At 70.5% G+C, this 12,851-nt stretch carries 11 protein-coding genes; 3 read left to right on the top strand and 8 right to left on the bottom strand.

The window, feature by feature from the left end:
• Positions 1–51: 51 nt before the first annotated feature.
• Complete coding sequence (locus ABT129_RS18510; RefSeq protein ID WP_351902090.1) at positions 52–669, bottom strand: TetR/AcrR family transcriptional regulator; 618 nt, start codon at positions 667–669, stop codon at positions 52–54.
• Between the two features lie 133 nt (positions 670–802).
• On the opposite strand from ABT129_RS18510, the gene ABT129_RS18505 reads away from it, so the two are divergent.
• Positions 803–2,356 (top strand): MFS transporter, encoded by a 1,554-nt coding sequence (locus ABT129_RS18505; RefSeq protein WP_351902088.1) that lies wholly within the window; start codon positions 803–805, stop codon positions 2,354–2,356.
• 116 nt (positions 2,357–2,472) lie between these two features.
• Here the strand turns inward: ABT129_RS18505 and ABT129_RS18500 are convergent, their stop codons facing one another.
• The 3 genes from ABT129_RS18500 to ABT129_RS18490 are packed head-to-tail and all read right to left on the bottom strand — an operon-like array spanning position 2,473 to position 5,679.
• Positions 2,473–3,381 carry an ADP-ribosylglycohydrolase family protein gene (locus tag ABT129_RS18500; RefSeq protein WP_351902086.1) on the bottom strand — a complete coding sequence of 303 codons (909 nt, stop codon included), beginning with the start codon at positions 3,379–3,381 and terminating at the stop codon, positions 2,473–2,475.
• A 12-nt stretch (positions 3,382–3,393) separates the two neighbouring features.
• Complete coding sequence (locus ABT129_RS18495) at positions 3,394–4,053, bottom strand: histidine phosphatase family protein (RefSeq protein WP_351902084.1); 660 nt, start codon at positions 4,051–4,053, stop codon at positions 3,394–3,396.
• Positions 4,054–4,062: 9 nt separating this feature from the next.
• Positions 4,063–5,679, bottom strand: coding sequence for an ABC-F family ATP-binding cassette domain-containing protein (locus tag ABT129_RS18490; RefSeq protein ID WP_502981807.1), 1,617 nt, complete (start codon positions 5,677–5,679; stop codon positions 4,063–4,065).
• Positions 5,680–5,790: 111 nt separating this feature from the next.
• On the opposite strand from ABT129_RS18490, the gene ABT129_RS18485 reads away from it, so the two are divergent.
• The gene (locus ABT129_RS18485) at positions 5,791–6,420 is read left to right on the top strand and encodes a TetR/AcrR family transcriptional regulator (RefSeq protein WP_351902081.1); all 630 of its coding nucleotides are present in this window, start codon (positions 5,791–5,793) and stop codon (positions 6,418–6,420) included.
• Positions 6,421–6,605: 185 nt separating this feature from the next.
• On the opposite strand, the gene ABT129_RS18480 is transcribed toward ABT129_RS18485, so the two are convergent.
• Both ABT129_RS18480 and ABT129_RS18475 read right to left on the bottom strand, forming a co-directional pair.
• Positions 6,606–7,211, bottom strand: coding sequence for a YdbC family protein (locus tag ABT129_RS18480; protein ID WP_351902079.1), 606 nt, complete (start codon positions 7,209–7,211; stop codon positions 6,606–6,608).
• 42 nt (positions 7,212–7,253) lie between these two features.
• Positions 7,254–8,030, bottom strand: coding sequence for an arylamine N-acetyltransferase family protein (locus ABT129_RS18475; RefSeq protein WP_351902077.1), 777 nt, complete (start codon positions 8,028–8,030; stop codon positions 7,254–7,256).
• 195 nt (positions 8,031–8,225) lie between these two features.
• Between ABT129_RS18475 and ABT129_RS18470 the strand changes: the two genes are divergently transcribed.
• Positions 8,226–8,756 carry a TerD family protein gene (locus ABT129_RS18470; RefSeq protein WP_351902075.1) on the top strand — a complete coding sequence of 177 codons (531 nt, stop codon included), beginning with the start codon at positions 8,226–8,228 and terminating at the stop codon, positions 8,754–8,756.
• Positions 8,757–8,893: 137 nt separating this feature from the next.
• Here the strand turns inward: ABT129_RS18470 and ABT129_RS18465 are convergent, their stop codons facing one another.
• Together ABT129_RS18465 and nrdR are read right to left on the bottom strand one after the other, a co-directional pair.
• Positions 8,894–11,788: a vitamin B12-dependent ribonucleotide reductase gene (locus ABT129_RS18465; protein WP_351902073.1), complete on the bottom strand. Its 2,895-nt coding sequence runs from the start codon at positions 11,786–11,788 to the stop codon at positions 8,894–8,896.
• 169 nt (positions 11,789–11,957) lie between these two features.
• Positions 11,958–12,467, bottom strand: a complete 510-nt coding sequence (gene nrdR, locus ABT129_RS18460) for a transcriptional regulator NrdR (RefSeq protein WP_351902071.1) — start codon at positions 12,465–12,467, stop codon at positions 11,958–11,960.
• Between the last annotated feature and the right edge of the window lie 384 nt (positions 12,468–12,851).

The following is a 12,851-nucleotide window of genomic DNA, read 5'->3' as shown; positions in this document are numbered from 1 at the left end:
GGCCGGGGGCACCAGGCCTCGCGGCGGTCCCCCGGGCGCCGTCCCTCCGCCTCAGACGCGCAGCAGGGGCACCATGATCCGGTCGATGAGTTCGGCGAGCTCGGCATCCTGCCATTCGCTCGCGCACACCTTGGATCGGTACATCATCATGGCGGGAATGACGTCGACCACAAGATCGTCGATCGCGTCGGCCCGCACCTCCCCCCTTGCGATTCCCCGGCTCAGAACATCCCGGAAGAGCCGGGCCGAGGGCTCGACCACTCCCGTGAGAATCAGGCCGTGGAACCGCTCGGCGGAGTCGGCATCGCATTCGTGAAGCACCGCACGCAGAGCGAAACCGGGCTTGGAGTACATGACGTCCCGGACCCGTCGGCACAGCCCGTACAGGTCCTCCCGCACACCGCCGAGGTCGGGCGCCTCGTCGAGTGTCGGCAGTCCGGCCTGGAGGGCGTCGGCGACGAGGTCTTCCTTCGAAGGCCAGCGCCGGTACACCGCGGCTTTACCCGTCTGCGCGCCGATCGCGACACCCTCCATCGTGAGGCCGTTCCAGCCGACTCTTCCCAGTTGCTCGAGCGCGGCCTCCAGAATGGCCCGTTCGAGCACGGGGCCGCGGCGTCGCAGCGACACGCCGTCCGGCCGGGCGGCGGCCGCGGAGCGTGAAGTAACCATCAGGATCTCTCCGTTGAGGCGATCTCATGTCGTCGGCAGCACCCAGTGAACGGTTGCGTTCACTGAGGGGGACTCACTACCGTGGTGGACAGTGAACGGGTGCGTTCACTAATTCTTCCGTGGGGGATCCATAGTGACAACTTCTCCGGTGGACACACAGACCAAGGACGGGCCTGCTCGCGCCGGAGGTCGGCCGGGTATCGCCTTGACCGTGATCGCCGCCTGCCAGCTGATGGTCGTCCTCGACGCCACCATCGTGAACATCGCGCTGCCGCACATCCAGGACGCGCTCTCCTTCTCGACCACCGACCTGTCGTGGGTGCTCAGTGCCTACACGCTCACCTTCGGCGGTCTGCTGCTCCTCGGCGGACGGGCCGGGGACATCCTCGGGCGCCGCCGGGTGTTCATGGCGGGCATCCTGATCTTCACCTTCGCCTCGCTGCTCGGAGGCTTCGCACAGGAGCCCTGGCACCTGCTCGCGGCGCGGGCCCTGCAGGGCGTCGGCGGCGCGATCGCCTCGCCCACCTCGCTCGCGCTGATCACCACGACGTTCCCCGAAGGACCGGAGCGCAACCGGGCCTTCGGCGTGTTCGCCGCCGTCTCCGCCGGTGGTGGCGCGATCGGCCTCCTCGCCGGCGGCGCGCTCACGGAGTGGCTGGACTGGCGCTGGGTCCTCTTCGTCAACGTGCCGATCGGCCTGCTGATCGCCTTCCTGGCCCCGCGCTACATCTCGGAGTCCGAGCGTCACCCCGGTCGGTTCGACATCGCGGGCGCCGCGACCTCGACGCTCGGTATGGCGGCGCTGGTCTACGGCTTCATCCGGGCCTCCGAGAAGGGCTGGGAGGACGCGCTGACCATCGGTTCCTTCGTGTCGGCGGTGATCCTGCTGGCGGCCTTCGGGATCGTGGAGTCGCGCGCCAAGGAGCCGATCACCCCGCTCCGGATGTTCGCGGACCGCAACCGCTCGGGCACGTACGTCATCATGCTGAGCCTGTCGGCCGCCATGTTCGGCATGTTCTTCTTCATCGTGCTGTGGGTCCAGGACGTCCTGGGCTACAGCCCGATCCAGTCCGGGCTCGCCTTCCTGCCCGTGACGGTCGCGATCGGCGTCGGCGCGGGGCTCGCGCAGCGGCTGCTGCCGGTCCTCGGCCCCAAGCCGTTCATGGTGAGCGGTGCGGCGATCACGGGTACCGGTCTCCTCTGGCTGACCTTCATCGACTCGGGCAGCACCTACGCGAGCGGCGTCCTCGGTCCGATGGTCCTGTTCGGCTTCGGCATGGGCCTCAACTTCGTGACGCTCACGCTCACGGCCGTCTCCGGGGTGGCCCAGCACGAGGCGGGCGCCGCGTCGGGTCTGCTGAACGCCACCCAGCAGATCGGTGGTTCGCTCGGCCTGTCGATCCTGGTCACGGTCTTCGGCACCGCCAGCCGGGAGGAGGGCGAGAAGCAGCTGCCGGACTTCCTCGCGCACGCGACGCCCGAGCAGCAGGCCGAGGCCCTGAAGACGAAGGAGCTGCCGGCGCCCTGGGGCCACGAGGTGCTGACCTCGGGCATCTCCTCGGCCTTCACCGCCGCCGTCGGGATGGTGCTGATCGCGCTGGTCACGGCTGTCCTGGTGATCCGTGTCCGCAAGAGCGACCTGGAAGCGCTCAGCGGCCGCGCCGAGGCCGCCGGACCGATGGCCTGAGTACGCCCGGCGGCCCGGAGCACGCGAGGGCCGAGCACTCCGACGGCCGGGCCGGCCGCCTGAACGCACCGATGGCCCCTGATCCCCGCCCGGGGTTCAGGGGCCATCGTGTCGTCTCAGGCCGTCGTCGCCGGGACCCACTCCGGCAGGTCCTCGGTCCGCCCGAGCCAGTCGGCCGGCGGTGCACCGGTCGTCGCGGCGGCGACCACGCCCCCGGCGATGGCGCAGGTCGTGTCGACATCGCCGCCGACCTGCGCGGTCGTCCAGAACACCCGCTCGAAGTCACCGAGGCCGCGGGCCGCCGACCAGAGGGCGAACGGCACCGTGTCGTGCGCACTGGTCCGCCGACCGCTGCCGAGCACCGCGGCGACCGTGCCCGCGTCGCCGTAGTCGAGCATGTCGCGGGCCCGGCGCAGTCCTGCCCCGACCGCGCTGCGCGGCACCAGGGCGACGACCCCGTCGAGCAGCGCCTCGGGTGTGGGCGGGCCCGCGGGGTCGGCTGCCAGCGCGGCCGCGGCGGCGACGGCCATGGCGCCCACCACGGCTTCACGGTGCTGGTGGGTCGTGTAGGCGGAGATCTCGGCCTGGTGCGTCGCCTGCTCCGGGTCATCGGCGTACCAGGCCCCGAGGGGGGCGATCCGCATCGCGGCGCCGTTGCCCCAGGATCCCTGCCCCTGGAAGAGCGCGGCGGCCAGCTCCCGCCAGTCGCCGCCTTCCCGGATGAGGCGGAGCATCCGGTTGACCGCCGGGCCGTAGCCCCGGTCGAAGTCGTGATGCTGGGCGAAGGACATCGCCAGGGCGTCCTGGTCGATCCGTTCGTGGCGGGCGAGGACGGCCAGGACGGAGCAGGCCATCTCGGTGTCGTCGGTCCACTGCCAGCGGCCGTCGGGCAGCTCGCGCCGCTTCAGCAGTGGGTAGTTGGCGGGTACGAAGAACTGGGAGCCCAGGGCGTCTCCCACGGACAGCCCGCGCAGGCTGGCCAGGGCGCGGTCGAAGCGCCGGTCGAATGAGGAGTCAGCGGTCATCGGTCTGCCACTCTATCCGGTGGGGCCGTACGGTTCCGGGGTGCGCCAGCGTTCGAACGGCCTGTCCAGACGGTATCGCCCGTCCTCGTCGAGCTCCAGCACGCGCGTTTCCGCGTTGCCGGGGTTGGAGAGCGACTCGAAGTCCGCGACCGACCAATGGAACCAGCGCATGCAGAACAGGCGCATGGTCAGTCCGTGGGTGACCAGCAGCACGTTGGGCGGATGGTCCGGCGCCTCGAAACTGCGGTACAGGCTCTCCAGGAACGCCCCGACCCGGTCGTAGACGTCCGCCCCCGACTCCCCCTGGGCGAAGCGGTAGAAGAAGTGTCCGTACGCGTCCCGGTAGGCCTTCTGCAGACGCACATCCTCCCTCTCCTGCCAGTTGCCCCAGTCCTGCTCCCGCAGGCGGGGCTCCTCCCGCACCCGGACCCGCTCCGGGCGCAGCCGGAAGGCACGGAGGGTCTCGTGCGTGCGGCGGTACGGCGAGACGTAGACGCTGACCGCCTCGTCCCCGAAGAGCTCCCGCAGCCGCTCCCCCGTCTCCTCCGCCTGCCGCAAGCCGGTCTCCGTGAGCCGCAGGGCATGGTCGGGCTCCCGTTCGTACACCGTGTCATCGGCATTGCCCTCGGACTCTCCGTGCCGTACGAGAACGATGCGCCGCGGTCGTGCCATACCCCGACCCTAGATCGCCGCTCCCGGGGAGGCTCGACCGAGGAGGTGCCCGGAGTCCATCCGGCGGACCTGTCCGGTGAAGCGGCGGCGCAGCGCGCGGTCGTGCGAGACCACCACGAGGGCCCCCTTCCACTGGTCCAGGGCTGCCTCCAGTTCCTCGACGAGGCCCAGGGCCAGGTGGTTGCCCGGCTCGTCGAGCAGGAGGAGGTCGGCGGGCCGGGCCAGCAGCCGGGCGAGCGCCAGCCGACGGAGCTGGCCGGCGGAGAGACCTCCGACCGGAACGTCGAGGTCGGCCGGGCGGAACAGTCCGTACGACAGGAGGAGTTCGGCCCGCTCGTCCTCGGGGAGGCCGAGCCCTCGCCCGAAGCAGGCGAGCAGCCGTTCCTCCGGGCGCCGGACGGTGACGTCCTGGGCGAGGTACCCGATTCGTCCGGTGCGCCGGACCTCACCGGCGTCGGGTGGGACGATGCCGGCGAGGACGCGCAGGAGCGTCGACTTCCCCGCGCCGTTCCCACCGTGCACGAGGAGTCGCTCCCCCACACCGACCGTGAGCGAGTCGACGGCGAGGCGGTCCGCGACCCGCACCCCGGTCAGGGTGACGAGCGTTCCCTCGGCGGCGCCGGCCTGGGGGCGGGCGGTGAAGGAGAGGGGCGACGGCGGCTGGGGCACGGGCTCCTCGCGGAGGCGTCTCAGCCGCTCGCGGGCGTTGCGGACGCGACCGGAGACGGAGGCCTGGACGCGTCCCGCCGCCCGGTCGAACGCCATCTTGTTGTTGTCCTTCATCTCCCTGCCGGGCGCGACGCCGCGGGCCGTGGTCGACGCGTACGCCTCCAGCCGCGCCGTCTCCTCGCACCACTCCTCGTACGCCTCCTCCCAGCGTCGCCTGGCGGCCTCCCGCGCCGACCGGTAGCCGGCGTATCCGTCTCCGTACCGCACGAGCGCACGCCGGTCGGCGTCGACCTCGACGATGGCGGTGGCGACCCGCTCCAGGAAGGTCCGGTCGTGCGAGACCGCCACCACGGTGCCGCGATGCGCGAGGAGGGATTCCTCCAGCCAGTCGAGCGCCTGCGCGTCGAGGTGGTTGGTGGGTTCGTCGAGCAGAAGCACCTCGGGCCCGGCCGCGACGGCGCAGGCGATGCCGAGGCGGGCGAGCTCGCCACCGGAGAGGCTGCCGAGCCGGCGCTCGCGACCGGTGTTCGCGAGTCCGAGCACGTGCAGCGCCTTGTCGACCCGGGCGTCCGCCTCGTACCCGCCGCGCAGCTCATAGGTGGTGAGGAGCTCGCCGTACGCGTCGAGTGCCTCTTCGCCCGCCGTACCGAGTCCGGCTTCCAGTTCGCGCAGTCCCCGTTCCATGGTGCGGAGCTCGGCGAGCGCGGCGTCGACGGCGTCCCCCACGGTGGCGCCCGGCGGCAGTTCGGGGGTCTGCGCGAGCATCCGCACGCCGCCGTCGGCGACGGTGACCACCCTCCCCTCGTCGGGCAGTTCCACCCCCGCGAGGAGGCGCAGCAGGGTCGACTTGCCCGCGCCGTTCTCCCCCACGATCCCGATCCGCTCCCCGGGGCGGACGGAGAGCGAGACCTGGTCGAGCAGCAGTCGTTCACCACGGGTCACGACGACGTCGTGCATGGAGATCTGAGTGGGCAAGGGCGCCTCCTGGGCAAGAGCCATCAAACGCAACTTGGATCGCGTTAGGACGAGTGTGGCAGACTCGACCCCCTAACGCAACGGGAGTAGCAATTGAATGACTCGATTGAGGAGCTTCCCACCCCGGCACCCGGCAGCGCGCGCCCCGGCGGGCGGACCGCCCGCACCCGGGCTGCCGTCCGCGACGCGGTCCTGACCGGCCTCTCCGAGCACGGCTATCCGGCCCTGACCGTGGAGTACGTGGCGGAGCACTCGGGCGTCCACAAGACGACGCTCTACCGTCGCTGGGGCAGCGTGGAAGGCCTTCTCGCCGACGCGCTCGACCTGGCGGGCGAGGACACCTGGGCGCCGCCGGACACCGGCAGCCTCTCCGAAGATCTGCGCGCGCTCGCGCACGAGGCGGTCGAGGCCTTCGGCGATCCCGCCGCCGCGGCCGCACCGACCGCGTTCGTCGGCGCGGCCTTCCAGTCGCCGCGGGCCGCCGAGGCGCTGCACAGCTTCTACGAGGAGCGATTCCGCCGCTGCGAGGACGTGGTCACCCGGGCCGTCGCCCGCGGCGAAGCGCCTGCGGGCACGGACGCGGGCGCGGTCGTGCGCGCGGTCTCGGCGCCCCTCTTCCTCCGGCTCTTCGTCACCCGCGAACCGATCGACGGCGCGCTCGCGGACCAGGCGGCACGCGTGGTCCTCGCAGGGGTCGACGCGGGCGCGTTCGTGCCCGCCTAGGCCTGCTCAGACCATCATTCCCACCCGGGCCTGCCCCGACCGCCGTGGACGGCCCAGGCCTGCCCAGATCGCCGTGGACGGCACAGGCCTTCCCAGACCGCCGTCGACGGCCCGGGCCTGACCAGACCAACCGGTCAGGCCTGGTCGACCCTCCGGGGTCGTCCGGGCCGGCCGGCCTCTCCCCTCTAGACCGTCCAGGCCGACTCGAGCTGCACCACATCCCCGGCCAGAGCCGCCACATCGGCCGCGGTCCTGGCCCGCAGTCCGAGCCGCTCGATGCGCTCCGCCCGGTACTTTCCGTGCTCCGCGGCGGACTGCCATATCGAGAGCACCAGGAACTCGCTGCCCGGCGCCTCTCCGAAGAGCCCCCGCAGCATGCCGGGGGACCCTGCCATCGCCGGGTTCCACACCTTCTCCTGCATGAGCGCGAAGTGCTCGGCGCGGTCCTCATGGACACGGCAGTGCGCGACCCGCGCCACGTCGGCGTCGGAGAACCGCGGCTCGAACCCCGTCTTCACGTCGAAGCGGTGGTCGAACAGCTTGACCTGGGCGTCCTTGAACGTGCCCATCTGCGAGGCCGCCAGCCGGTCGTGGGAGCGGGCCATGAAGGAGTCGTAGAAGGCCCGGCTCTCCCAGAACGCGAAGACATGGGCGACGTCCGGCCGAGTCCGGCTCCACCCGCCGCCCTGCCCCCGGAACCCCGGCTCACCGAGCAGCCCCGCCCATTTCCGCTGTCCCCGCTCGAACCCTCGACGGTCCATCACGGTGCAGCGAATCCACTTGACCAGCACCGCGCCATCGTACGGGCCCGACGACCGCCCCGGCAGGCCTCTTCAGGCTCCCGCCGGGTGCATTCGCTCCAGTCCCGCGCGCTCCCCTTCGTCCAGCTCGATTCCGAACGCGGATTCCAGCAGGGCGATCAACTCACCCACCCGAACCGTCCGTTCCTCCGTGGTGCCGTCCGTCCGAACCGTCGACAGCGTCTCGCGCACCAGGGCTCTGCGCACGTCCGCGCCGGGCCTCTGGGCCACTACCTGGCCGAGGAACCGGGAGTCGGGGTGGCTGGAGCTGTAGTGGTTCATGACGGCGAAGTCACCGGGGTAGAGGGTCTGCGGAGAGAAGGCGTACAGATCGGTCCAGCCCTGCGGACGCAGGGAGCGGAGGACGTGGATGCCCTCGGCCTCGACACCGATCCCGAAGGTCCAGCCGCCCTGCTCGACACGCGCCCCGTCCCGCAGGGGCACCGGCTCCAGCGGCCCCTGCCAGCCGAACCCGACGTCGACGAGCCACTCCTCGCCCCCGATCGTGACGACCAGGAGGGCGTGCGTCACGGGCGTCAGCGCACCGCCCCGGGAACGGTTGCGGGCGCCACGGCCGGACACGGTGAAGCCGATCCGTTCGAGGACGGCCGCGAACAGGGAGTTCTGCTCGTAGCAGTAGCCGCCCCGGCGCCGCCCGACGAGCTTGTCCTGCAGGCTCTTCAGATCCAGCGGGACCCGCCGCCCCAGCGCCACGTCGAGGTTCTCGAAGGGCACGGCCCGGATGTGGGCCCGGTGAAGTGCCGCCAATGTCCCCGCATCGGGCACGAGTTCACGGCCCCGCTCGGCCACATATCCGATTCGAGCCAGATATGCGTCGAGATCCAGCTCGTCACCGCTCCACAAACCGCTCTCCCCCTCAACCCCCGGGCCCCCTGTCGTAGCCCCATGACACCATGAGCAATCGGCCCAGGACCACGGGCTTTTGAGCGGTCGACGGTACGACGCGAAGCGTGCGCGGGGGCGTACGCGGAGAGGGGAAGCACCATGAGCGGACTCAACAAGGGAGTGGGACGCGTCGAGGTGACGCTCAAGTGGGACCCTGCCCCGAGCGGCGCGCCGGCCCACGACCTGGACCTCGTCGCCGGCGTCTTCGCGGCGGACGACCCGGACGGGGCGCCGGTCCATCTGGTGCACTTCGGCAGCCGCTCCCCCGACGGCACGATCACGCTCCACCGCGACAGCCGCACGGGCCAGGGATTCGGCTACGACGAGGCCATGACCCTGGAGCTGGACCGGCTGGCGCCGCGGTACGCGCGCGTGGTGGTGGGCGTCGCCATACAGCAGGCCGGCGGGCGGCTGGCCTTCGGCGACGTGACGAACACGGGCATACGGGTCCGCGAGGGCTACACGGACCTGCTGGTGCACGACTTCGCGGACGTGCCGGAGGCCCTTTCGGCGACGGTCGTGGAGTTCACCCGCGTCGGCGCGGAGGGGTGGACGTACCGCCCGCTCAGCCACGGCTTCGACGCCGACCCCCAGGACTTCACCAGGGTGCTCGGCTCCGCCCGCCCCTGACGCCCGCCGCCACGAGAAGGCGGGCCGCCCGGACACGTGAAGGGGACCGGCCCGAGGCCGGTCCCCTTCGTGAGGCGCTGGTCAGTCACCCGTGCGGACCGCGCCGGACATCACGTCCGACGCGGCCCCGCAGGGTGTCAGCTGCAACCGCTGGTCGAGCCGCAGCCCTCGCAGATGTAGCAGGAGCCGGCGCGCTGCATCTTCGTGCCGCAGGAGAAGCAGAGCGGGGCGTCGGCGCTGATGCCGAGCTGCATCTCGACGAGCTCCGCCGAGGTGTGGGCCTGCTTCGGGGCCGGGACCTCGATCTTCGGGGCCGGGACGGCGACGGCCTTCAGCTCCTGGGCGCGGGGCGCCGACTGGGCCAGGCCCTCGACGTCGACGTCCTCCGCCTCGGACTGCTCGTACGAGCCGGTGTCCAGGTGGCGCTGGCGCTCCTCGGCCGAGTGGATGCCGAGGGCGGAGCGGGTCTCGAAGGGCAGGAAGTCCAGCGCCAGGCGGCGGAAGATGTAGTCGACGATCGACTGCGCCATCCGCACGTCCGGGTCGTCCGTCATGCCGGCCGGCTCGAAGCGCATGTTGGTGAACTTCGAGACGTACGTCTCCAGCGGGACGCCGTACTGCAGACCGACGGAGACGGCGATGGAGAAGGCGTCCATCATGCCGGCGAGCGTCGAACCCTGCTTGGACATCTTGAGGAAGACCTCGCCGAGACCGTCGTCCGGGTAGGAGTTGGCGGTCATGTAGCCCTCGGCGCCACCGACGGTGAAGGAGGTGGTGATCCCCGGACGGCCCTTGGGCAGGCGCTTGCGGACCGGGCGGTACTCGACGACCTTCTCGACGGCCTCGCGGATCGTCGCCTCGGACTTCGCGGTGACCTCGACCTTCTCCTCCTCCTTCTTCTTGGCGGAGAGGGGCTGGCCGACCTTGCAGTTGTCGCGGTAGATGGCGAGCGCCTTGACGCCCATCTTCCAGGCCTCGAAGTAGACCTCCTCGACGTCCTCGACCGTGGCCGTCTCCGGCAGGTTCACGGTCTTGGAGAGGGCGCCGGAGATCCACGGCTGGATGGCGGCCATCATGCGGACGTGGCCCATCGCGGAGATGGAGCGCTCGCCCATGGCGCAGTCGAAGACCTCGTAGTGCTCGGTCTTCAGACCGGGAGCGTCGATCACGTTGCCGTTCTCGGCGATGTGGGCGACGACCGCCTCGATCTGCTCCTCCTGGTAGCCCAGGCGGCGCAGGGCCTGCGGGACGGTGCCGTTGACGATCTGCATCGAGCCGCCGCCGACCAGCTTCTTGAACTTGACCAGGGCGAGGTCGGGCTCGAGGCCGGTGGTGTCGCAGGACATCGCGAGACCGATGGTGCCGGTCGGGGCGATGACCGAGGCCTGGGCGTTGCGGAAGCCGTTCTTGGCGCCGAGGCGGATCACGTCCTGCCAGGCCTCCGTGGCGGCGGCCCAGATCGGCGAGTCCAGGTCGTCCGTGCGGACGGCCTTGGTGTTCTCGTCGGCGTGCTGCTGCATGACGCGCTGGTGCGGCTCGGCGTTGAGGGCGTAGCCGTCGTACGCGCCGACGACCGCGGCGAGCTCGGCGGAGCGCTTGTAGGAGGTGCCGGTCATCAGGGAGGTGATGGCACCGGCGAGGGCGCGGCCGCCGTCGGAGTCGTACGCGTGGCCGGTTGCCATCAGCAGGGCGCCGAGGTTGGCGTAGCCGATGCCGAGCTGGCGGTAGGCGCGGGTGTTCTCGCCGATCTTCTGGGTGGGGAAGTCGGCGAAGCAGATGGAGATGTCCATCGCGGTGATGACGAGCTCGACGACCTTGGCGAAGCGCTCGATCTCGAAGGACTGGTTGCCCTTGCCGTCGTCCTTGAGGAACTTCATCAGGTTCAGCGAGGCGAGGTTGCAGGACGTGTTGTCCAGGTGCATGTACTCGCTGCACGGGTTCGAGCCGTTGATACGGCCGGACTCGGGGCAGGTGTGCCAGTGGTTGATCGTGTCGTCGTACTGGATGCCCGGGTCGGCGCAGGCCCACGCGGCCTCGGCCATCTTGCGGAAGAGCGACTTGGCGTCGACCTCCTCGATGACCTCGCCCGTCATGCGGGAGGTGAGACCGAACTTCCCGCCGGACTCGACCGCCTTCATGAAGGTGTCGTTCACGCGGACGGAGTTGTTGGCGTTCTGGTACTGGACGGACGTGATGTCGTCGCCGCCCAGGTCCATGTCGAAGCCCGCGTCACGGAGGGCGCGGATCTTCTCCTCCTCCTTGACCTTGGTCTCGATGAAGTCCTCGATGTCGGGGTGGCTGACGTCGAGGATGACCATCTTGGCCGCGCGGCGGGTCGCGCCGCCCGACTTGATCGTTCCCGCGGAGGCGTCGGCGCCGCGCATGAAGGAGACCGGGCCGGAGGCGTTGCCGCCGGAGGAGAGCAGCTCCTTGGAGGAGCGGATGCGGGAGAGGTTCAGGCCGGCTCCGGAGCCGCCCTTGAAGATCATGCCCTCTTCCTTGTACCAGTCGAGGATGGACTCCATGGAGTCGTCGACGGACAGGATGAAGCAGGCGGAGACCTGCTGGGGCTGGGGCGTGCCGACGTTGAACCAGACCGGCGAGTTGAAGCTGAAGATCTGGTGCAGGAGGGCGTAGGCCAGCTCGTGCTCGAAGATCTCGGCGTCGGCGGGCGAGGCGAAGTAGCCGTACTCCTCGCCGGCCTTCGTGTACGTCTTCACGATCCGGTCGATGAGCTGCTTGAGACCGGTCTCGCGCTGCGGGGTGCCGACGGCCCCGCGGAAGTACTTGCTGGTGACGATGTTGACCGCGTTCACCGACCAGAAGTCGGGGAACTCGACGCCACGCTGCTCGAAGTTGATCGAGCCGTCGCGCCAGTTGGTCATGACGACGTCACGGCGCTCCCAGGCCACCTCGTCGTACGGATGCACGCCGGGGGTGGTGTGGATGCGCTCGATACGCAGGCCCTTGCTCGCCTTGGTTCCCTTGGAACGAGAACCACGTGCTGCCGGACCGCTCGCCGTCTCTGTCATGCCGCCTCCCATATACGGGCAAAACACACTTCGGCGCCCAGAAAGTCCCAGGGCACCGTCTTCTGTACGTCGTTCTGTGCTGCTGCCACGAACGCCACGGGGGTCGCGCTCGGGGCACGTCTGTCGGGCCGCTCTGCGGCCGGCCGGGCCCGTGGACCCGGGCCGCCGGTCAGTCGGCGGCGGTGGCGGGAACGGGGACCTCAGGGGTCGCACCGGTCCCGCGGTCCTCGGAGAGAGGCCGCACGCGGAGTTCCGCGATGGCGGTCTCGAAGTCTTCCAGGCTGTCGAAAGCCTTGTACACGGACGCGAAGCGCAGGTACGCGACGAGGTCGAGCTCCTGCAACGGGCCGAGGATGGCCAGGCCCACGTCGTGGGTGGTCAGCTCGGCGCTGCCGGTGGCGCGCACCGCCTCCTCGACCCGCTGGCCGAGCTTGGCGAGGGCGTCCTCGGTGACCGGTCGCCCCTGGCACGCCTTGCGCACCCCGGAGATGACCTTGGTACGGCTGAAGGGCTCGGTGACACCGGACCGCTTCACCACCATGAGCGAGCACGTCTCGACCGTCGTGAAACGACGGGAGCAGTCGGGGCACTGGCGACGGCGTCGGATCGACGTCCCGTCGTCGGTGGTGCGACTGTCGACGACACGGCTGTCGGGGTGCCTGCAGAAGGGGCAGTGCATTGGTTCCGACCCTCCCTCACGGCACGACTGGTGAACCTCACCGGGGCCGTCAAGGCCCTGCGAGGCGACCACCAGCATAGGCGATGTGGGCACCCCCGGCAGACCGGGGACCACTACCCCTGGGTGGCCGGTGCCATCCAACCACTAGATCTTGGGTTGAGGGCGTTTCCGGACCCTCCGCGTGTCGTGACGCGCCCGCTCCCGCGATTCCGCCCCCGCGGGTGCGACACTGGGAGGGCGCACCGGATGCTCGCGACCCAGCGGCGAAGGCTACTGTAACGACCGTTTTGGGGCGGCGGCGTGAGAGTGCTCATACACCCCTATGCGTACAGGCGTAAGGCAATCTGCGAATTTTCACTCGAACGTGTGTTTGGCGCAACCTTT

This window comes from Streptomyces sp. NPDC002057 (assembly GCF_040296665.1).
In the GTDB taxonomy this organism is placed as follows: Bacteria; Actinomycetota; Actinomycetes; order Streptomycetales; family Streptomycetaceae; genus Streptomyces.
Note: the sequence above shows the minus strand (reverse complement) of the source record. Positions and strands in the feature narration are given on the sequence as shown.